This is a genomic window from Amycolatopsis sp. NPDC089917, from assembly GCF_040684635.1.
In the GTDB taxonomy this organism is placed as follows: domain Bacteria; phylum Actinomycetota; class Actinomycetes; order Mycobacteriales; family Pseudonocardiaceae; genus Amycolatopsis.
Map to the genome: position 1 here is coordinate 1 of NZ_JBFBGL010000004.1, position 21,021 is coordinate 21,021.

A 21,021-nucleotide genomic window follows, 5' to 3' on the forward strand; every position below is an offset into this window, starting at 1 on the left:
AAATAATTAAAACACCCGCCGGCCCCGGCGTGCGGGGGGGTGGGGGGTGGTGGTGGGTGGTGTGGGGGGGGGTGGTGGTGTTGTGTGGCGATTCGGGTTAGAACACGATTCGCCACTCACGACCCACCTGGGCACCCGCGGAACTCAGTGCACCCGCCGGTCCTCGGCCGTGCCGCGGTACCGGATCGTCCACAGGCTGCGCCGGATGTAGGTGCGCTGCAGCCACCGGTCACGCCCGTTGTGCCGCGCGAAGAACTGCGACCGCGCGTGCAGTCCCTTCCGGTTGTTGATCAGCAGCGCCGTCCCCGGCTCCAGCTTGACCTGGTGCGCGACCTCGCGGCAGACCCGCTGCAGCTCCTCCAGCGCCTGCTCCGCCTCGACGGTCTCCCCCACCACACCGTTGGCCGAGACCGCCACCTCAGGCGAGTCCGCCGGACCGGAGATCACCGGCACGAGGTCGGACAACACGTCGGCCCCCTTGGCCACGTCGCGCACGTAGCTGCCGGGCGCGTTGAGCCGGAACAGCGGACGGCGCAGGACGTCGAGCACCTCCGGGTCCAGGGCGGCGGAAATGTCCCTGCCGTCGGCGTAATAGGTGACGGCTTCCTTGTTCCCGTCCTGGCGGACGCAGTTCAGCACCAGGAAGTCCGGATTGGACACGTCGTAGCGGCCGAGGGCATCGTGCACGATGTCGTTGTGGAAGTTCAGGAACACGTGCGAGCTCTGGTTGGTCTGGCTCCGCGCGCCGGCCGAGACCGGGACGACGTCGTGCACGAGCCGGCCACTCTTCTCGGTGGTGAACCCGACGGGCTCGCCGAGCAGCTGACTCAGTCCCAAAAGGACGGTCTCGGCAACGAAAGTCTCCTTGTCCTTGCTGGGTTCCCCGTCGATCGGCGTCTCCGGGAGCTCCGGGTCCACCGGCAGGTTGCGCACGAGCGCGACGCCGGGAGTGTCGACGTGCCTGCCGAAGTCCAGGATCGTCTGCAACTGGTCGATGGGCAGCTTCGAGAACGTGACCCGGAGCATCGCCAGCGACCGGTCGATGTCCTCGACGGGGTTCGCGAAGGACCGCAGGTCGTTCCCGATGATGTCCCGGACCTCGTCGGGGAGCACGACCTCGGCGAACGTGCCGACTAGAGTTTCCTGCTTGCTGGTCATGGTGTCCTATCTACTTTCCGCCGCCGCTGGACCGGCGGTCTTCTCCGAGTCCTTTTCGGACTTCTTCCCGAATTTGGCGATCAGGGTGAGCGCGGGGGCGGTGGCGATCGTCGAGATCAGCGTCATGATCACGAGCATCGCGAACACCGCCGGGCTGATCACCTTCAGCTGGAGGCCGACGTTGAGCACCACCAGTTCGGTCAGCCCGCGGCAGTTCATCAGTGCCCCGAGCGACAGCGACTCACGCCAGCCGACACCGGTCAGGCGAGCCGCCGTGGTGCTGCCCGCCCACTTCCCGAACACCGCCACCGCCGTGACGGCCAGGGTCCACAGCCACATCGATCCGGAGCCGAGCAGGCTGAACTCGGTGTGCAGCCCGGTGTAGGCGAAGAACAGCGGCAGCAGCAAGGTCAGCGTGACGCTGCCGAGCTTCCCGGCGGCGCGGGCGACGACCGGGTCCCTCCTCGGCGCGATCACGCCGAACAGGAACGCGCCGAACAGCGCGTGGATGCCGATCTCGTTGGTGGCCAGGGCCGACAGCATGATCCCGCCGAGCAGGATCGCGAGGACCGCGGGCTCCGGCACCCGGGCGAGCACCTTGGCCAGCAGCGGCCGCACGACGTACAGCATGACCGCGACGAAGACCAGGGTGAGCCCGACGGTCAGGAACACCTCCGACGGCGTGCCGCCCTGGCTGACGGCGACCACGACGGCCAGCAGGCACCACGCGGCGACGTCGTCGACGGCGGCGCAGGTGAGCGCGAGCGCGCCCAGCGGGGTCTTCGAGATCCCGCGGTCGGTCAGGATCCGCGCCAGCACCGGGAAGGCCGTCACGCTCATGGAGACCGCGATGAACAGCCCGAACGCGAGGAACCCGACGTCACCGCCGAAGACCGGGTACATGCCGAGCGCGAGCACGATGCCGGAGACCATCGGCAGCGCGATGCTGACCTGGCTGACCGTCACCGCGGTGAACCCGCGTTTGCGCACCGCGTCGAGGTCGATCTCGGAACCGACCAGGTACATGAAGAAGATCAGGCCCAGCTGCGACAGGATGTTGATCGCCGAGACCACCCCGCTGGGGAACAGCCACCCGAACGCGCCGGGCCAGACGAGCCCGAACAGCGACGGTCCCAGGAGGATGCCCGCGACGATCTCGCCGATCACCGGGGGCTGGCCGAGACGCTTGGCCAGCACACCGGCCAGATAACAGGCGCCCAGGATCAACGGCAGCGCGACCAGCAGGCGCGCGTAGGTGTCGGGACCACCGGCCGGCGCCTTGGCCGCCGTGCCCGTCACCGGTTCGTAGGCCGAACCGAGACCGAGCACCACGACGACCACCGCCGCCGGTACCGCGATCAGCACCGTCCCGACGAGGATCCGGCGCAGCGTGGTGCGCCCGCCCCGTTCCCGCACAGCTGACTCCATGGAGTTCTCCTTAACCGGCGCGCAATTCCAGCGTGCAGCATTTGACGCTGCCGCCCGCCTTCAGCAGTTCGGACAGATCGGCGCCGATGGGTTCGAAACCGTGTTCCCGCAATTGCGCGGTCAGCCCGGTGGCCGCTTGCGGGAGCACGACGTGCTTGCCGTCCGACACGGCGTTGAGCCCGAAGACGGCGGCGTCGCGCTCCGAGGCCAGGATCGCGTCGGGGTACATCTCCTTGAGCACCAGGCGACTGTCCTCGGAGAACGCCTCCGGGTAGTACATCACCGTGTCGTCGTCGAGGACGGCGAGCGCGGTGTCGAGGTGGTAGTACCGCGGGTCGATCAGGGTCAGCCCGATCACCGGGCAGCCGAAGAACTCGCGGGATTCGTTGTGCGCCTCGGGATTGGTACGGAATCCGGTCCCGGCGAGGATCTTCTTCCCGGCGACGAGGTAGTCGCCCTCCCCCTCGTTGACCCACTGCGCCTGCCGCACGTAGCGATAGCCGTTGGCCCGGAACCACTCCAGGTACGCGTCGGACTCGCCGGCCCGCTGCATGTGGTGGAAGCGCGCGACGAGGACCTGCCCGTTGACCACGGTGGCGCCGTTGGCCGCGAACACCATGTCGGGCAGACCCGGCACCGGTTCGAGAAGGTCCACCCGGTGCCCCAGATCGACATAGAGATCGTGCAGCCACTCCCACTGGGCGAGCGCCAGCTCGGTGTAGGTGGGCTTCTTCGGGTCCATCCAGGGATTGATCGAGTACTCGACGTCGAAGTACGTCGGTCTGACCATCAGGTAATGCCGTCGAGTGGCTGTCCGTGACACGCTTCCTCCACCAGGATCCGGTGCTACTTCTGGGTTTCGCTGAGCTTGACCTCGATCTTCCCTGCCAGGTCGTTCGCGTTGCGCATGGCTTCGTCGAACGACGCGCCGAGCGCTCCGATGCCGCCGAAGATGTTGTTGCCGAGCGGCGGGCGCTTGATCAGGTCACCTGGCTTCGCGAAGATCTTGAGGTAGTACAAGGCTTCCGACTCGCTCACGGCCGGCGGGACCTCGATCGAGGCGATGACGCCGCCGGGACAGATCAGGCACATCGCGGCCGTGTGCAGCCCGGTCGGGCTGAAGTGGTGGACGTCCGGCCGCACGCCGCGGGAGACGTCCATCAGTCCCCTGATCGGGTCGTAGCCCGCCGAAAGCCGCGCCATGTGGTCGAGTCCCCCGCCGCCGGGGCGGACGGCGATCTCCAGCAGGAACGGTTTGCCCTGGTGGAACCGGACCTCGGCGTGCAGCGCGCCGCGGGTGATGCCCTGTGCCCGCACCCCCGCGGTCACCACGGCGTGCACCTCGGCCACCTGGTCCGGGGTCAGCGACGTCGGCGCGTGGTGCACGTCGTCGTCGAAGGTCTCGCCTTCCGACGTCACCCTGTCCACAATGGACCCCAAGTAGACGTCGTCGTCCCAGGCGAGCGCCTCGATGAGATGTTCGTGACCGTCCAGGAAGGACTCGACGAGCAGACCGTGCGGACCGAGGTCCAGCCCTTCGGCCTCCATGTTGTACCAGGTCATCCGGTCGATGCCTTGGCGTGCCTGCGCGTAGCGTTCCCGCATCTTCTCCTCGTCGTCGACACGGAAGACGAAGTTGCTGGCGGCGCCGAGCGTCGGCTTCAGGATCACCGGATAGCCGAAGTCCTCGGCCGCTTGAAGAGCCGAATCGAGGTCCTCGACGAACCGGTAGTCCGGATGCGCGGCGCCGCCCTTCTCATGCGCCTGCCGCATGATCAGCTTGTTCCGGCTCGTCCGGGCCGCGTCCACCCCGATGCCGGGCAGGCCGAGCGCCTCGGCCACCGCCGCGACCAGGACGACACCGGACTCGGAGAAGGTGAGCACGCCGTCGAACGACTCCTCCGCGTGCCAGGCCTTCGCGTGCTCGATCAGGTCGTCGAGGCGGTTGCTGCCGGCGATCCGGTAGCGCTCGGACGGCCAGAGATCCTCGGTCCCGACCCCGTTGAGCACGTACAGCACCCCGCCGAAGTCCTCGATCTGCTGATACCGGGGCAGGTAGTAGTAGGAGTTCTGGCTGGCTTCCAGCGCGAGCAGTTTCACGACACACCTCGCAGGGCAAGACGGGTTGGGTGGACGCCGGACGCGCGGACGAGCGGCCGGTCGAGCGGTTCGAGTCCGGTCGGGGCCGGATCGGCGCCGGTCAGGCGCGCGGTCAGCGACCGGGCGATCAGCGGGGCGAACTTGAAGGACGAGCCGCCGCACGCCGCGTAGGACAGGACCCGGTCGCCGAGGACGGCGAGCATCGGGCCGAGGGTGGAGCGCCGGGCCAGGTAGTGGCAGTCCCGGGTGTCGATCAGCCAGTCCCGGCGGAAGCCCGGGATCAGCTCGGCGAACGTGTCGATCAGATGCTCACGCCACCACGAAGGCGTGACGGCACCGCCGATCTCGTCGACGACCCGGCAGGCGCTCGCGGCACTGAGTTTCAACGGCGTCCCGGCGACCGGCGGCACCAGCCACGCGCCACCGGCGGAACCGAGCGAGGTGATCGCCGGTGTCGCGGCCCAGGCGGCGGCGTCTTCGGGCGGGACGTCGCAGTACAGCATCGTCTGCCGGTGCAGCACGAGTTCCCTGGCCAGCTCGGGGGCCAGCAGGTCCCGGGACCACGGGCCGGCCGCCAGCAGGACCGCGTCACCGCGGAGGATCCCGCCGTCGGCCAGCCAGACCTCGGCCCGGTCGGCGTCGACCCCGACCACCTTGCGGTGCGGGTGGAGTTCCGCGCTCGCGTTCCAGCGCAGCCAGCCCGCGCACGCCGCCAAGACCCGGTCGGCGAGCAGGACCCCGGCGTGCGACTCGAAGACCGCGCCCGTCCCGGGAACGAACCCGGCGTGCGGGAATTCCGCGGCGAGCTCGTCCGCGCCGAACACCTCCGCTTTGGACCCGGCCGCGTTCAGCAGGTCCCGCGCGGCCGTCGCCTCGCCCGCCCCGACCGCGGTGAGCGCGCCGGATTGCTCGTAGAACCCCGTGGACAGCAAGTGCTCCAGTTCGATCCACGCGTGATGCGCGCCGACCGCGGCCGCCGTCGTGGCGGGATCACCGGGGTGCAACGCGCGCAGCACACGATGCCGGTCGAACGACGTGGCACCGGTGAAGGGAATGTCCGCCTGGTCGGCGATCACCACTTCGTGCCCGGCCGACACGCACTCCACGGCGGTCAGCAGCGCGATGACACCGCCGCCCGCGAGCACGACTCGCATGGCCTTCCCCCTCCGGGCGAAAGTTCGAGTGGGCGCAACGGGGTCCCGGACGCCACGGCTGGGGACGTGGCATCCGGGCCTTACCCCCGATGGGCAAGGAATCAGGAGTTGCGCGGGGTCACGAACGTGTCGTTGATGACGTAGCCGTCGAGGCCGTACGTCTCCCCGTACTCGATGAGATCGCTGGTGCGGTTGAGGAAACCGCGCCCGTTGTTGTTCAGCGAGGTGTTGCACAGCACGCTGAAACCGGTCTGCTCGCGGAACGCTTCGAGCAGGTCGGTGATGCCGGCGTTGCGTTCCCGCGTCACCGTCTGCGTGCGCGCCGTCCCGTCCACGTGCGTGATGGCCTTCAGCTCGTCGGAGGTGACGTGGTTGAAGTACAGCATGTACGGGTCCTGCACCGAGCCGACGAACCACTGGGGCGCGTCGGATTCCAGCGCGATCGGCGCGATCGGACGGTAGTCCTCGCGGCGCTTGATCTTGTTGAGCCGCACGGTGGTGTCCACGGTGAACGGCGCGGCGAGGATGGACCGGTTGCCCAGCGCCCGCGGACCCATTTCGTACCGGCCGCGTGCCCAGCCGATGATGTTGCCGTCCTTGATGTACTTGGCGACCTCGCTCGCCACGAGCGGCCGGGTCTCGTACTTGGCCGGGTCGGGGACGACGTCCTCGACGAAGTTCTCCCCCGCGTAGACGTCCCAGTCGATGGTCGCCTGTCCGGTGTAGAACCACTGCGCGTCGATCGCCGTGCCCAGCGCGGAACCGCTGTCGTTGGGGCACGGCGGCACGAACACCGAGGAGAACAGGCCGCTTTCACGCCACAACCGGTTCCAGTCGCAGTTCAGGCCGCAGCCGCCGGAGATCAGCAACGGCAGGCCTTCGGTCAGGTTCTTCTCCGCGTAATCGTGGAACCGGTCGAAGATCGCCTGCGAGTGCTTCGCCGCGGCGTTGCGGTACTCCTGCGACCAGACGCCCGCGTTGTACAGATGGGACCAGGACATCTCCTCTTTGGACAGGCCGAGGATGATGCCGTCGCGGTCGAGGATGAAGTCGATGGTCTTCTGCTCGTCGGGGGTGAGCGGACCCGGTTCGGCGAATCCGGTCAGCGCCATCTGCTTGCCGGCGTCGTTGAACCGGAACTTCCCCTTGCCCAGCGGGAAACCCGGGTCCGCCAGCGCGAAAAGATACGCGTACTTCGCACCCGGGTCGGTCAGCACGTGCTGCAGGTGAGTGGCCTCACCGCGCTCGTCGATCCGGTAGAAGTCCCCGATGTTCCCTTCCCACACCAGCGAGTAGTACGCCTGGCCGGGGGCCGCCGGGGCCATCCCGAGGGAGGTGTAGATGTGCGAGCGCTCGTGGGTGGAGGAGAAGTAGCGCACGTCCTTGCCGAAGAACTTGCCCGCCTCGTCGGAGATCGCGCCTTCGCCGACACCGAAGTATCCCGTGCGGGACGGGGGTTCCACCGAGAACTCGCCTTTGACCCAGCCCCCGAGCGCGACCACGTCGGGCTGCTTGTCGAGCATGCCCGCCGCACGGGCCATCAGCTCGCCGGTGATCCGGTCGTAGCGCGGGTAGTTGTCCTTTTCCGACTCCAGCGCGAACAGCAGCTTGCCGTCCTCGATGGCCACGATCCCGCCATCGTGGCCCTCTTTCATCGACAGAATCAGCATTGTGTCACCGAATTTCGCTCGCCTTCATTCGTCGACTCATTCAAACCGCGCGGCCCGTTGACCGGAAGCGCCGCGCGGGGAGAACAATCAACCTTCGGACGAGCCACCCGGCAGGGTGCGCACGGCGTCGTGGCGCAGCGATTCGAACGCGTTCTTCCGTGCCCTGCGGCCGACCAGCGGGACGGCGGCGGCGACCGAATCCGGGTCCCGTTGCCGCTCGGCGGCGAACGCGCTGACCAGCCGGGAGACCGCGTACCGGCCGGCGACGTTGGCGCGCTGGAGAAGTCCCGCGTCCACGACGGACTCGAGGAGTTCGTCGGCGGTCTCGATCATGACGCCCATCGCCGCGGCGACGCCGATCGACGTCGTCCAGCCCGCCCCGCTCTGCCCGAAGTGGTGAATGGCTTCGCGTTCGGCGGGCGACAGATGGTCGTACGCCGCGGTGAACCGGTCGCGGACGTTGACGTCCCCCACGCTGAGGCTGTCCATGAGCCGTTCGCGATCGGCGAGCTGGCCCGCCGTGTACGCGATCGCCCATTCCGGGCGCGCGGCGATCTTGCGGCCGACGATGTTGACCGCCAGCGGGAGATCCCCGCACAGTTCGGCGATCGAGTCGGTGGCGTCGTGTTCGGCCCGCACCCGGCCGGGGCCGGCGATCCGGCCGATCAACGCCAGCGATTCCTTACGGGAGAACGTGTCCAGCTCGACACGGTTCGTGTCCTCCAGCCCGAGCAGCCGGGCGCGGCTGGTCACCACGACCTGACTGTGCGGGGCCTGGCCCAGCAACGGCCGCACCTGTCCCTCGTCGCTGACGCCCGCCAGGAGAACGAACAACCTGCGTTCCGCCAGCAGGGAGCGGTACAACCCGATCCGCTGCATCGGGTCGTCGGGCACGAGATGCGCCGGCACGCCGAGCGCGCGCAGGAAACCGCGCACGATCCCGTTGGCCGACCGGCCACCGGTTCCGCTGTTGCTCAGGTCGGCGTAGAGCTGCCCGTCCGGGAAGTCCGCCGCCACTTCTTCGGCCAGCCGCAACGCGAAGGCGGTCTTGCCCACCCCGATCGGACCACTGACGAGCAGCGGCACCTTGATCGGACCGGTCGCCCCGATCATCTCGGCGGCGTCGGCCAGATCCCCCTCCCTGCCGACGAAAGTCCTCGATCCCATGGGCAGCTGGGCCGGACGGGCGAGATGGATGACGCCGGATGCCAGCACGTGCGCGCCGTCCGCCGGGATCTCCGCCTGCGCCGGCGCGGGCACGCGCTCCTCCCGGACCTCGACGCCGCCACCGGTTTGACCGGCGAGACTCCGCCACCGCCGTTCCCACGCCGCGCGGTCTCCCCCGCACGCGGAGACGAACGCCAGTGTCACGGCGAGGGTCGGCAGCCGGTGGCCGCTCGCCGCGCTGGACAGTACGGAAGGTGCGAACAGCGCCGTCCTGGCGAGTTCCCGGTAACTCGGGTTTCCCGCCCGGTTCCTCAAAACGCGCAGATCATGAGCGAATGCGGCGATCGGACCAGTGGAGCCGTCCAACGGTCGCTCGGGTCTGCCCATGCCTTACTCCTCCCCTGGATGAGGCAACGCGATCGCTCTGCGTGACCGCCATCCTCGCAGCCTTCCTGGCCACAACCCTAAAGGACCAATGAACGCTGCAGCAGATACAAATAGGTGACTCAATGTACAAAGTCCAATAGTTGGACGCGGAAATTCACCCCCTTGGTGGCACCGGATAGGGTTCGCCCATGCGTGGCCCCCTACCCCCACTCGCCGAACTCCGGCGAGCCGCCGAAGTGTTCAACGGCTTCGCGAATGCCGACACCTCTTGGCTCCGGTTCATCAAAGAAACGCAGTCAGCGATCGACCTGTCACAGGCCGCACACCGCACGATTCTTCTGCGCTGGCTGAACTCGTGGGGATGCCGTATCCGGTATCCCCGGGAAGGTGAGCCCGCCCCGTTCGACGACGGGGTGCGGGCCTGGTGGGAGACCTGGGGCTCCACCCTGCCCGCAGTCGATCTCGTCCACTTGACGGACGCGGGGATCGAAACGGCCGCGAAGGCATACGCGGATCTCTCGGGAGTCGTCGTCTCAGCGGGACGGACCAGGCGTACGCTGGGCCCGACCGCCGCGGCCAAGGCGCTGTATGCGTTGCGGCCCAACACGATCATGCCGTGGGACGCCGCCATCGCGGCCGCTCTCCACGGTGATCGCGACGGCGACGCGTTCGGCAGGCATCTGCGGTTCGGCCGCGAGTGGTCCGCCGCGGTGATCGCGGAGGCGGGGAACGACGGGGACAAGATCCCCGCCCTTGTGGGCAGGCCCGTGTCACTGGCGAAGATCCTCGACGAATACCTTTACGTCGCCTTCACCATGGGCGCCACGGGTGACTGGGGAACAGACAGCGGAGAATGGTGGAAAAATGGTAACCGGGGATGACGTCAGACGGATCGCTTCGGAGCTGCCGCGCGCGTACGAGGCGCTGGTACGAGACCGGGCGAAGTTCCGCGTGGGCCGAATCGTGTTCCTTTCGCTCTCGCCCGACGAAACCGTGCTGGGATTCGGCTATCCCAAAGAGGAGCGGGAAGCACTGGTGGCGGGCGAGCCGGACAAGTTCATGATGCCGATTCCGTCCGATATGCGCTATCAGTGGGTCCGCGTCCGGCTGTCCGCGATCGATTACGAGGAGTTACGGGAACTGATCGTCGACTCGTGGCGAATGTGCGTGCCGAAGAAGGTCTGGACGGAATACCTGGAAAAGAACCCGCACTGAGCTACTCCTTTCGGAGTGCGCCGTTCAGCCCCATGGACTGCCCTTTTCGGTCCCGTGAATTCCCATTCGGGCGATCGAAAAGGGCAGAAATACGGTGCCGCTCCCACAGTTCGTGTGCCGCTCGGCCGGCTCGAAGTCCGTGAAGTCAGGCTGGCGGGTTCGCGCAGGGGCAAGGTGTCGTGAGTGGCGATTCGGGTCAGGGCCGGCCGTGACGGGATGGACGGCGCGTGTGATCCGATGGACGACACGCGACGGGACCCAGCCGCGAGCGTGTCGTCCATCCCGTCACGCGTGTCGTCCGTCTGATCACACGCGCCGTCCGCCCGGTCACGCGAAACCACCGGGTCGGCCCAAGCGGTCACGACCATCCGGACCGAACGCCCACCGACGGGCAGTACGTGAAGGCCCCCTTCACCGCGTCTAGCGCGGTGAAGGGGGCCTTCACGTACTTCGGGAGCGGGCCTACTCGGCGACCTCCTCGATCGCCGAAGTACCACGAGAACCATGGGGCCCGTACCGCTCCCACACCTCGTTCAGCCGGATCCGCCCGTCCGGCAGGAACTCCGGGGTGTTCGTGCTGTGTCCCGCGATCACCTGGCCGCCGGCCAGCACCATCGTGTAGGCCATGTCGATCGTGCCGTCCTCGCCGCACTTCCCGGTCAGCGACCCGAGCCGCACGCCGCCGCCGGTGAGCTCGGCCCACACCAGGTCGTCCTTCTGCCGGTACAGGGTGACCGGCGCGTTCGGGTCGGTGCTGACCTTGCGGAACCGCTTGCCGTCGTAGTTGATCATCCGTCCTGCTCCATTCGTCCGGGAGAGCCGGGGAACCAGAGGTCGTCCGAGGTGAGTTCCGCGAGGTCGTACTTCCCGAGCGCGCTGGCGAGCAGCCGCAGTTCGAGTTCGAGACACCGCACCAGGCGCACGAGCCCTTCGGTCGCGTCCTCGTCGACGGCGAGCAGCGCCGCCCGGCCGAGGCCGACCGCGGAGGCGCCCATGGCCAGGCACTTCAGCGCGCGGGCCCCTTCCCAGACCCGCCCCGACACCAGCAGCGACGCGTCGTGCTTGCCGACCCGGCGCAGGCACTCCACCAGCGGCAACCCGACCTGGTCGAGGAAGACGGAGGGCGCCCAGCCGGTGCCGCCCTCGGCGCCGTCCACCGTGACGGCGTCCGCACCGGCCGCCCAGGCGACCCGCGCCGCTTCGCTGACGTCGCGACCCGGATGCAGCTTCACCCAGGCCCGGGCGCGCGGGTAGTTGTTGCGCATCAAGTGGATCTGCTGGCGCAGGATCTCGCCGGTGAACGTGCCCGGGCTGCTCGACCGCAGCACCATGGCCGTGTCCGTGCCGAAGGCTTCGTCCACTGTGTACTGTTCGGCGATCTCGCCGGCGGCCGTGCGTGAGAGCACGGTCATGCCGCCGAGGCCCGGCTTCGCGCCCTGACCGACCTTGAGCTCGAACGCCAGCCGCCCGGTTTCCAGCAGTTTCGTCGCGGACGGGTCGCTGTAGACGAGGTTCCAGACCTCCGCGTCGGCGTCTTCGGTGCTTTGCTGCACCACGACGCCGCCCAGCCCGTCCGGCACCGCGCCGGCGTACGCGCGGATCCGGCCGAGCAGGCCGTCCTCGGCGCTCTCACCCATCCGGCCGTATCCGTGCATGGGCACGACGTTCTCGCCGATCACCATCGGCATCCCGAGCCTGCCCGCCTGCTCGCTCGCGGCGATGCCGAGCCCGCTGCCCGCCACCTGCGTGGACCCGAACGCGCACAGGAACACCGGCGACGGCGCGGTGAAGCCGCCCAGAACCGTCGAGAGACCGACATCGCCGTAGACCGGCTCGCGCGCGAGGTCGAACATCTTCTCCAGGCGCCGCGGGACGAACACCGGCGGCACGATCCGCGCGCGGTCGAGTTCGTCACCACCCGAGTCGACGTCCGCGCCGAACAACGACCGGCCGTACCCTCCGACGTCGGGGAAGATCGCCGCGCTGCCTTCCCGCGCCCGGGCGCGGATCGCGTCTTCGGGGAGCTGCCGCGCGGTGATCACGGCGTCGCGATCCCGGGCAGCTTCGGGTACGCGTTGGCCTGCCAGATCGCGTCCAGCCCGGCGAGGTAGCGCGTCACCCGTTCCAGCCCCATCCCGAAGCCCGCGCTCGGCGGCAGGCCTTCGCGCGCGAGGTCGAGGTACCAGGCGTACTTCGCCGGGTTCTCCCCCGTCTCCCGCATCCGTTCGATCAGCCGCCGGTACTCGTGCGTGCGCTCACCGCCGCTGCAGAGCTCGCCGAACCCCTCCGCGGCGATGAGGTCGAAGTTCCGCAGCACGCCCGGTTCGGTGCTCGACTCGCCGTCGGTGAACCCGCGTGACCCCTTGGGGTAGTCGACGATGAAGAACGGCCGGTTCGTCTGCTCGGAGATGATCCGCTCGCCCTGCCAGTCGATCTCCGCGTCGGCGCTCTGCCCGTGCAGCAGCCCCTGCAGCCGCGACACCGCCTCGCGATGCGTCATCCGCTCGAAGTCCTCGTCCAGCAACGCGGTGAACGCCGCCTGGTCCCGGCCGAGCGTCGCGAGGTCCACTTTGGACTCTCGCAGCGTGTACGTGACCACGTGCCGGAGCAGGCCCTGCGCCAGGTCGAGGACGTCCTCGCGGCTCGCCCGCGCGACCTCGACGTCGATCTGGGTGAACTCCACCAGATGCCGTCCGGTGGTCGAGGTCTCCAGCGGCTCCAGCCGCACGTTCGGCGCGACGTAGAAGATCTTGTCGAACGCGAGCAGCGACGCCTGCTTGTACAGGATGACGCTGGTCATCATCTTGTACTTGTGCCCGTAGTAGTCGACGTCGACCTGTTTGGCACCGCGGCAGCCCGGGTCGGTGACCGGCCCGATCAGCGGCGGCTGGAGCTCCACGAACCCGTTCATGCCGAGGTACTCGCGAGTGCCCGCGGTGATGCTGTTCTGGATGCGCAACGCCGCCTGCGTCACCGGCGACGTCAGGTGTTCGCGGGTGCCCGGCGGCAGCGCCGCCTCCGATGTTCCGGTCATGCTCTACTCCCCTGTATCAGTTGCGTGGTCTCGATTCCCGGCATCCCGTGCTTCTCGTCGAACGTCCGCTCGACGTACCGGAGCGCGTCCAGCAGGTCGCCCGAGGTCATCCGCCGGTCCGCGGGCAGGTCGACGAGATCCCCGAGGGGCATCGCGCCGATCCGCTGCCATTCCAGGCGTCCGTTCGCGTCCAGCCGCCCGCGCGCGCGGCCGGCGTTGTCCGGATGCAGGCAGAACGGGACGTCCAGCTGCCCCCGCGCGAACGCGGTGACCAAAGCCCGCCCGAGATCGCTGTCGAGCGAAAGAACGTTGTCCACCAACGCTTTCGCCTGCGCGTGGATCCCGGTGTCACCGAGGTGGCCGATCCGCGAGACACCACCGGCGGCCTCGGCGGCGTGCTCCAGCGCGGTCACGTTCTCCGCCACGGTCGGCAGCCGGTGCGCCTCGGCGGTGGTCTTGACGATCAGCCTGCTCGCCCCGGTGCGGGCGGCCAGCCGCGCGGACTCCGCGAGCAGCGCCAGCGCGCCGCCGGGAGTCCTCGGGTAGACGCCCATGTAGCCGTAGATCACCACATGCGTGCGCGCGTGCGGCACGTATTCCCTGATCAGCGCGTGCAGCGCGGCGACCGCCTCCTCGTCCTGCCCGGCGTGGGTCTGCTGCGCGTAGCTGAAGGACAGGCAGCGGATCCCGTGCCGCCAGAAGAACATCCCCTCCAGCACGCTCAGCGCGACCAGCAGCGCGGGCGGGCACAGCTGGCCCATCATGCAGCCACCGAACGTCTCCAGATGCGGCTCCAGTTCGGGTCCCCGGGCCTCGGCCAGCGTTTCGCACGAACGCCGCCAGTTGTCGACGGCCGCCGACAGCGGCATCCGGCTGTAGGGCAGGCAGTAGGACACCGGCCCGCCCTCGGTCGCGTGCAGCCCGAAGTCCAGCAGCGTCCGCACGATCCGGCGGGGGTCCGCCGAACCGTGCCGGATCTGCACCGGGAAGTCCCTGGTCAGCACGCCGTCGAGCAACGCCGTCGTCGTCACGGGGTCGTGGTCGACGAGCGGGTAGCCGTTGAGATCCGCGTCGGCCGCCAGTGCCGCGCGGGCCGCCTCGTGGTCGCCGACCCTGGTGTAGCTGTCGATCGTGATGGTCCCGACCGTCGCCGCCCGCGCCGCCCTGGTCGCCAGCAGCCCCCTGGTCATCCGCCCCGGATCGGCGAACCCCATCCGGGGCTGGACGACCAGATCCCCCTCGGCGTGATGGCGCGCGACCACCTCGCCGAACGAAAGTCCCCGCCGGGGGGCGAGCACGCTCATCCGGCACCCAGCGGGACACCGGAGGCGCGCACGGACAACGTGCGGAGGAAGGTGCGGAACGGGGTCAGCCCGCCCGAGTCCTCGAACACCGCGTCGAAACCCGCCTCCAGCAGCCGTGCCGCGTTGCTGCCGCCGACGACGTCGAGCTTCCCTCCGATGACGACCGGCGTCGTGACCAGGTCCGCGTGCGCGCGGAAGGTGTCCATCAGCCGGACGCCGTCCTGACGGCCGTGCCCGTTGAGGCTGCTGATCACCACCAGGTCCGGCCGCCGGATCGCGCATTCGCGCACGATCGTCGCGTCCGGGACGCAGGCGCCGAGATTGGTCACCCGGCAGCCCAGTTCCTCCAGCAGCAGCTCCAGGTACACCAGGTTCCAGGTGTGCGCGTCGGACGAGAGCCCGGTGACGACCACGTCGAGACCGGTGTCCGGGAGCGCGGGCTGGACGGCTTCGATACTCATCGTGCGGCTTTCTCCCTCTCTTCGCCGTCCGGCCGCACGTCGATCTCGATCAGCGCGACCGCCTCCTCGGCGAGGCGCAGCGCCTCCGCCGGGCTGTCCGCGGTCACCATCAGATCGCCGACGCGGTCCCACGAACTGCGCAGCCCGTCGAACCGGTCACCGGCCGAAACGCTCACGTCGCACAGGAAGACACCCTCCGCCTGCGACGCCTTCTCCACCCCGCGCACGTCCTCGATGCGACCCGGCTCGATGGACACGAACCGGACCGCGGCCCCGCGTTCGGCCCGCCGCGGCAGCACGTCCACGACCGGCTCGTCCTTCATCACCGAGAAGTAGGCGCGGTTCAGCTCCACCGGGTAGGCGCGCTGGATCAGCTCGATGATGCCGTCGCCCGCGAACCGGCCGGCGCATTCGACCAGGTACGGGACCCCGTCGGAGACGATCCATTCACAGTGGACGATCCCGGTGCGGAAACCGGCCGCGCCGGTGAGCCGCCGCGTCTCCTCGTTCAGCGTCGTGGTGAGCTCGTCCGGGATGTCGGCGGGGACGATGTGCGCGAGCTCCACCGGGCGCGGCCCGGGGAACAGCCGCTTCCCGGTCACGTTGGCGAACAACGGCTCGCCGTCCCGTAGCAGCATCTCGACGCTGTACTCGTCACCCTCGACGAAGCTCTCGGCGAGCATCTTCAGTTCCATCGCGCGGTCCGGGACGAAGATGCCCTCGTCCTGCACGACGCAGTTCTCCCACGCCTGCTCGGCCTCGGCCGGGTCGGTGAGCACCTGCGTCCCCACCGACGCCTGCCGGTTCGCGGGCTTGAGCACGATCTTCCCGGGATGCCGCGCCATGAACTCGCGCACCTGCTCCGGGCCTTCGACGCGCGCCGACGCCGGGTTCGCGATCCCCGCCGCCCGGCTGACCAGGCGCAGCACCGCCTTGTCCCGCAGGATCTGCGCCGCCCCGAACCCCGCCCCCGGCAGGCCGTAGCGCTCCGCGAGCCGGGCCGCGAACGGCGTCGCGTACTCGGTCAGCGGCACCACCGCCGCCGGATCGAGGTCGCGGTGGACGTGGAAGAACTCGTCCGCCTTGCCGGGCAGGTGGAACTCCCATTCGATCAGTTCCCGCACCAGCGCCGAACCGGAAACCGTCTCCCGCGCGTTGCGCTTGCGGACGACGTCGGGCTCCTCGACGAAGATGATCGAACCGTCCGGCTGGAAGTCCTTGATGGACGACCCCAGCGCGGCGGCCACGAACCCGACCAGCACCACCGGGCGCGTCATGACTGACCATCCGCTGTGTCGTCGATGTAGTACCAGTTCTCGGGGTTGATCAGGCCGTACGGGTTGATCGGCGAGAACCCGCGCAGGTTGCCCGCGACCTCGAACAGCCGCCGCGGGAACGTCGGCATGAAGATCACCGGCGCCTGCTCGGCGATGTACTCCTGGTACTCGTACAGCGCTTCGAGGGAGTCGGTGGTGACGGTCTTCGCGATCAGCTCGTCCGCCTTGGCGTCGCGCCAGTTGCTGAAGTTGCAGGCGGCGCCGCTCTGGAAGAGGTTCTCGCCGGTCGGGTAGTTGTAGACCCAGCCGCCGCCCCAGCAGGACAGCTGCCACATCCGCTTCTCACCCGGACCGTCCTCCGCCACCAGGACCGAACCCATCACCTCTTCGAGCCGGATCTCGATCCCGGCCTTGGCCGCGTCGTCCCGGAACTGCGCCATGAGCCGCGCCAGCGAAGGTCGTCCTTCCCAGTAGCGCAGGGAGAAACTCAGCTCGGTGCCGACCGGGATGCCCTCGCCCGCCAACTCGGGCCGCACGCAGACCGCCGGGGACGCGCTGACGTCCCAGCCGTTGTCGGCGAGCAGCTGCCGCGCCTTCTCCAGGTCGAACGGCCAGAACCCGCCGCGCTCGGCGATCTTCGGCGAGACCAGGTCGCTCTTCGGCAGCACCGGGATCGACCCGGTCTGGCTCCACCCGTAGCCCTGGTAGACCTCGCGGGCGCCGTACTCCTGGTCGAAGCAGCTCTGGAGCGCCTGCCGGACGTACGGCTGCCGGATCATGTGCCCGGCCACCGTCGGGTTGCTGAAGTTGACGGCCATGAAGTTGATGTTGAACAGGATCTGCGGTTCCAGCTGGAAGCCGTCGCCGAGCGGGTTCGGCCCGCCCTTGGTCGGGTCGCCGTCCGGCTGGACGCCCATCCCCGGCGGCAGGAAGCCGACCTGGACGTCGCCGGATCGCAGCAGCTCGTACTGCTGCTCGTCCGACGTCGTCGAGACCTGGCGCAGCTCGTCGAGATGCGCCGGGTTGGGCCCGCTGTAGTGCTCGTTCGGGACGAAGGTGACGACGCCTTCCTCGGTGTAACTCTTGAGGCGCCACGGGCCGTTGACGACACTCCACACAGGACTGTCGGCCCAGCGCGTGCGGTGCGAGTTGTCCTCCTCGACGACGTCGCCGTTCTCCGCCATCAGGAACTCGTAGACCGCTTCGGCCTGCTCGATGTCGTGCGTCGCGTCGGCGGGGCCGTCCGCGGTGCGGTCCCACGCCTTCGGCATCGGCGTGATCATGGTGAGCTGGTTCAGCAGCACCCAGTTCTTCGAGTACGCCTTGTCGAAGGTGAAGCTGACCTTGTCGTCGTCGACCTTCTCGAACGACACGAGGTTGTCCGGGAAGTAGCCCTCGGAGTAGGCGCCGAACCTCGGCCCCTTCACCTTCAGCATGTTCATCCAGAAGACGACGTTGTCCGCGCAGACCGTCTCGCCGTTGGACCACTTCCACGGTTTGATCCGGACCGTGCAGGTGCGGCCCGTCTCGTCCCACACCGGCTCTTCGCCGACGCTGAGGTCCCAGTCGATCTCCGGCGCGCCGTCGCGGCCCAGCCAGTACAGCGGCCGGTACATCAGCATCTGGAACTCGTAGAGGCTCCGCACGCCGAAGCGCTCGCCCGGGGTGAAGGGGAAGATCACCGCGGGCGGGAACCCGGGCAGGCAGGCCCAGGTGGCGACGCCACCCTTGATCGGCTTGTCCGTCATGACTTTCGCTTCCTCCGAATTTCGGCCGCGCTCAGGCGGCGGTCGCCTCGAGAACCTCGGCCGGCTGCTTCTTCTCCTGCGCCGACAGCGGTTTCGCCAGACTGAAGTAGGTGCCGATCACGATCGCGCCCTGCAGGATCGCCAGCCCCCAGAAGGCGTAGGGCACGGTGGTCGCGTCCGCCAGCGCGGACAGCCCGACCGTCGCTCCGACACCGAGGCCGAGGCCGACCGCCTGCGTGCCACCGAAGATCCGGCCGACCCGGTCTTCCGGGCTCGCCCGCATCAGCAGGGTGCGCGCGGCGATCCGGCCCTGGGCGAAGCAGAACCCGGCGAACGGGATCGCCACCATCAGCGCGATGTAGTGCAACGGCTGGATCGCGAGGCAGATCAGGTTCCCGAGCGTGCCGAGCACGGCCAGGTGGATGCCCTTGAACCGCTTGCTCACCTTGCCGTACGCGGCGGCGCCGACGATGAACCCGACGCCTGCCAGCGCGTCGACGACACCGATCATCCACGCGCCCTGGCCGAACGTCTGCAGGACGAGTGTCGTCAGGATGACGTTGGCGACCATCAGGCCGATGTTCCCGTTGGCGTACAACAGCGCGAGCCGCTTGATCGGCTGGTGCGCGGGCGCCTCGACCGGCTCCGCCGGGTCGGCCGTCACGGTCTCCGCGACCACCTGGGGCTTGGCGGGTTTGCGGCCGATCGCGTAGACGAGGACGGCCGAGAGGATGAAGCTCAGCGAGTTGAACACGAACAGCGGGGTGGCGCCGAACCAGATCACCAGGAACCCGGCGAGCGAGGACGCCATCAGCATGCCGGCGTTGCTCGCCATCTCGAAGTGCGAGTTGAACTTCCCGAGCCGCTCGTCGCGGATGCGTTCCTTGATCAGGCCGTTGCTCGCGGGCATGAACAACGCGGCGGTGCAGGCGAGCATGAAGTTCGCTATGTAGGACCCCAGGTTCGCCGGGCCCCCGATCCACAGCCAGACCGGCAGGGCGAACGCGGTCATCGCGCTGACCAGGTCCGCGGCGATGCACAGCATCCGCCGGTCGACCTTGTCGACCAGCTTGCCGAACAGCAGCGCGAGCGCGACCTGCGGGATCGACACCGCGATGAACAGCCAGCCGACGGCGAGGGTGGTCTGCTCGGCATGGAAGACCAGGATCGCGGCGGCGGTGATCTGGAACGCGTTGCCCGCCGTGGTGACGAAACCCGCCGGGACCAGCAGGCGTTCGGCGAGCCGGGAACTCCGGACGACGTCGGGGGAAAGGGTGCTGTCGAGTGACATGGGGTCTCAGACCTCGCTCGTCGGGGGGAATTCCAGTGGTGGCACGGCGAACGCCGTGGTGTGCGTGACGTCGAAGGCGTCCGCGTCGATCCGGAGGTCGAACCCGCCCGCTTCGGCGGCACGCGCGGCGAGGTCGATCAGGATCGGCGAGGCGCAGCCGATCAAGGCCCGCAGTTCGAGGAAGAGGTCACCCAGCGCGCCGCGGAGCACCTCCTGGTCGAGGTTGCCCGCCAGCGTGCGTTCCGTCGCCGCGCGCAGGCGCCCGACGTGCTGCACGATCAGGTCGGCGGCCCGGCTGAGGCTGAAATCCTCGAGTTCGTAGTTCAGGGCGAACCGGGAGACCATCGCCGCCGCGCGTTCCGTGGCCTCGGCCGACACCGGGAGCGAGTCGTTCTCGCCGCCGATTTCGGCGGTGAGTTTGGCCAGCGTCTCGCCGAGTTCGTTCCAGGGCGCGACGAGCCGCTCCCCCGCGACCTTCTCCAGCGCCGCGCGGGAGAAGTTGGTGCGGGCGAACTCGGGGGCGGTGAGGTTGAGGTGGAACCGCGCGATGTCGCGGGGCACCTCGGCCGCGAGCTCACGGGCCCAGACCACGTGTCCCTTGCTGGTGGAGAACTTCTCGTTCTCCAGTTCGTAGAACTCGTTGACGAGCAGGGTGTCCGGGAGGACGTAGCGGTCCCCCAGGGCGATCAGCTCGGCGACGTGGACGACGCCCCAGGTGAACAGTGGGTCGAACCCCATGAACACGACGACCCGCGCGTCGTTCTCCGCCAGCCAGGCGTCGTCGTCGCCCGCCTTCGGCTTCCCGTTGCGCCGCAACGCGTACTCGGTGCAGTACATCGAGGCGGGCATTCCCTCGACCCACGCGTTGAGCCGCTGTCCCGGCGTCTGCAGGAACGGTGCCGGCAGCCCCCACTTGACCGGGTACGTGATCGCGAAGTCCGGCAACGGCCCGGCCAGCAGTTCCCGCATCAGGCCGAGCACGTGCGGCCGCCACGAGGGGCCGCGTTCCTCGTAGTAGGCGAGGAGCTGTTCGCGGTACTCCGAGACGGGGAAGACCATGATCTCCGTCTCGCGGTAGGTCACCTCGTCGGCCGGATCGAGCACCGAGTACGGCTCGATGAGCGCGTCGAAGTCGATCGGATGCCCGCAGCCCTCGCAGAAACCGCCGCGGCTGTCCGCGAGACAGGTCGGGCAGCCGCCGCCGACGAAGCCCTCGACCAGGAACTCGCCCTTGCTCTCGCTGTAGGGCAGCCGCACCTTGCGCAGGCGAAGCTTTCCCTTGTCGTACAGGCGCTTCACGTAGTCGTGGACGAGTGCCTTGTAGCCGTCGTCGGTCGGCGAGAAACCGTCGACTTCGACGCCCATCGCCTTGAACGTGCTCTGGATGTTCTCGGTCGACTGCTCCACCAGCTCGGGCGGCGTCAGCCCGACCCGGGCCGCGCTGGTGACGAGATAGGTCTGACTGTCGTCGGTGCAGGAGGCGAACACGGCCTCGCGGCCCGCCGCGCGCAGATACCGCCGGTGCACGTCGGCGCCGAGGTACGGGCCCGCGATGTGCCCGATGTGCAGATCCCCGTTGGACGTCGGGGGCCCGCCGATGATCACCACCGGTCTCGTGTCGGCCATG

18 protein-coding genes are annotated in these 21,021 nt (G+C 68.9%); 2 read left to right on the top strand and 16 right to left on the bottom strand.

Annotated elements, in window-relative coordinates; translation table 11 throughout:
- Window positions 1-144: 144 nt before the first annotated feature.
- The 7 genes from AB0N89_RS04570 to AB0N89_RS04600 all read right to left on the bottom strand — a co-directional run bounded on the left by AB0N89_RS04570 (window position 145) and on the right by AB0N89_RS04600 (window position 9,064).
- Window positions 145-1,158: a TauD/TfdA family dioxygenase gene (locus AB0N89_RS04570; protein WP_364200148.1), complete on the bottom strand. Its 1,014-nt coding sequence runs from the start codon at window positions 1,156-1,158 to the stop codon at window positions 145-147.
- 6 nt (window positions 1,159-1,164) lie between these two features.
- A complete protein-coding gene (locus AB0N89_RS04575) occupies window positions 1,165-2,586 on the bottom strand; it encodes a cation:proton antiporter (RefSeq protein ID WP_364200150.1) in 1,422 nt (473 codons plus the stop codon).
- A 10-nt stretch (window positions 2,587-2,596) separates the two neighbouring features.
- Window positions 2,597-3,409: a dimethylargininase gene (ddaH, locus tag AB0N89_RS04580; protein ID WP_364200152.1), complete on the bottom strand. Its 813-nt coding sequence runs from the start codon at window positions 3,407-3,409 to the stop codon at window positions 2,597-2,599.
- Window positions 3,410-3,432: 23 nt separating this feature from the next.
- On the bottom strand, window positions 3,433-4,686 hold the full coding sequence (locus tag AB0N89_RS04585) for an ATP-grasp domain-containing protein (protein WP_364200154.1): 1,254 nt from the start codon (window positions 4,684-4,686) through the stop codon (window positions 3,433-3,435).
- Entirely contained in the window at window positions 4,683-5,840 is a 1,158-nt protein-coding gene (locus tag AB0N89_RS04590; protein ID WP_364200156.1) for an FAD-binding oxidoreductase, read from the bottom strand. Before AB0N89_RS04590 ends, AB0N89_RS04585 begins: the two co-directional genes overlap by 4 nt.
- Window positions 5,841-5,941: 101 nt before the next feature.
- On the bottom strand, window positions 5,942-7,510 hold the full coding sequence (locus AB0N89_RS04595; protein ID WP_364200158.1) for a carbamoyltransferase C-terminal domain-containing protein: 1,569 nt from the start codon (window positions 7,508-7,510) through the stop codon (window positions 5,942-5,944).
- 87 nt (window positions 7,511-7,597) lie between these two features.
- On the bottom strand, window positions 7,598-9,064 hold the full coding sequence (locus AB0N89_RS04600) for an NB-ARC domain-containing protein (RefSeq protein ID WP_364200160.1): 1,467 nt from the start codon (window positions 9,062-9,064) through the stop codon (window positions 7,598-7,600).
- A 188-nt stretch (window positions 9,065-9,252) separates the two neighbouring features.
- On the opposite strand from AB0N89_RS04600, the gene AB0N89_RS04605 reads away from it, so the two are divergent.
- Both AB0N89_RS04605 and AB0N89_RS04610 read left to right on the top strand, forming a co-directional pair.
- Window positions 9,253-9,945, top strand: coding sequence for a hypothetical protein (locus tag AB0N89_RS04605; RefSeq protein WP_364200162.1), 693 nt, complete (start codon window positions 9,253-9,255; stop codon window positions 9,943-9,945).
- Entirely contained in the window at window positions 9,929-10,279 is a 351-nt protein-coding gene (locus AB0N89_RS04610) for an MmcQ/YjbR family DNA-binding protein (RefSeq protein ID WP_364200164.1), read from the top strand. The genes AB0N89_RS04605 and AB0N89_RS04610 overlap by 17 nt, the downstream gene beginning before the upstream one ends.
- A gap of 462 nt (window positions 10,280-10,741) precedes the next feature.
- Here the strand turns inward: AB0N89_RS04610 and AB0N89_RS04615 are convergent, their stop codons facing one another.
- Genes AB0N89_RS04615 through AB0N89_RS04655 form a run of 9 tightly spaced genes read right to left on the bottom strand, consistent with a single transcriptional unit; the run spans window position 10,742 to window position 21,020 of the window.
- Complete coding sequence (locus AB0N89_RS04615) at window positions 10,742-11,071, bottom strand: hypothetical protein (RefSeq protein ID WP_364200166.1); 330 nt, start codon at window positions 11,069-11,071, stop codon at window positions 10,742-10,744.
- Window positions 11,068-12,321 carry a glutamate synthase-related protein gene (locus AB0N89_RS04620; protein WP_364200168.1) on the bottom strand — a complete coding sequence of 418 codons (1,254 nt, stop codon included), beginning with the start codon at window positions 12,319-12,321 and terminating at the stop codon, window positions 11,068-11,070. The genes AB0N89_RS04615 and AB0N89_RS04620 overlap by 4 nt, the downstream gene beginning before the upstream one ends.
- Window positions 12,318-13,313, bottom strand: coding sequence for an asparagine synthetase A (locus AB0N89_RS04625; protein WP_364200170.1), 996 nt, complete (start codon window positions 13,311-13,313; stop codon window positions 12,318-12,320). Before AB0N89_RS04625 ends, AB0N89_RS04620 begins: the two co-directional genes overlap by 4 nt.
- Entirely contained in the window at window positions 13,310-14,617 is a 1,308-nt protein-coding gene (locus tag AB0N89_RS04630; RefSeq protein ID WP_364200172.1) for a methylaspartate mutase, read from the bottom strand. Before AB0N89_RS04630 ends, AB0N89_RS04625 begins: the two co-directional genes overlap by 4 nt.
- Complete coding sequence (locus AB0N89_RS04635) at window positions 14,614-15,078, bottom strand: cobalamin-dependent protein (RefSeq protein WP_364200174.1); 465 nt, start codon at window positions 15,076-15,078, stop codon at window positions 14,614-14,616. Before AB0N89_RS04635 ends, AB0N89_RS04630 begins: the two co-directional genes overlap by 4 nt.
- Complete coding sequence (locus AB0N89_RS04640) at window positions 15,075-16,355, bottom strand: ATP-grasp domain-containing protein (RefSeq protein ID WP_364200176.1); 1,281 nt, start codon at window positions 16,353-16,355, stop codon at window positions 15,075-15,077. Before AB0N89_RS04640 ends, AB0N89_RS04635 begins: the two co-directional genes overlap by 4 nt.
- The gene (locus AB0N89_RS04645; protein ID WP_364200178.1) at window positions 16,352-18,103 is read right to left on the bottom strand and encodes an ABC transporter substrate-binding protein; all 1,752 of its coding nucleotides are present in this window, start codon (window positions 18,101-18,103) and stop codon (window positions 16,352-16,354) included. The genes AB0N89_RS04640 and AB0N89_RS04645 overlap by 4 nt, the downstream gene beginning before the upstream one ends.
- Window positions 18,104-18,134: 31 nt before the next feature.
- Window positions 18,135-19,394, bottom strand: a complete 1,260-nt coding sequence (locus tag AB0N89_RS04650) for an MFS transporter (RefSeq protein ID WP_364200180.1) — start codon at window positions 19,392-19,394, stop codon at window positions 18,135-18,137.
- A gap of 6 nt (window positions 19,395-19,400) precedes the next feature.
- On the bottom strand, window positions 19,401-21,020 hold the full coding sequence (locus AB0N89_RS04655) for a class I tRNA ligase family protein (protein ID WP_364200182.1): 1,620 nt from the start codon (window positions 21,018-21,020) through the stop codon (window positions 19,401-19,403).
- Window position 21,021: the final 1 nt, after the last annotated feature.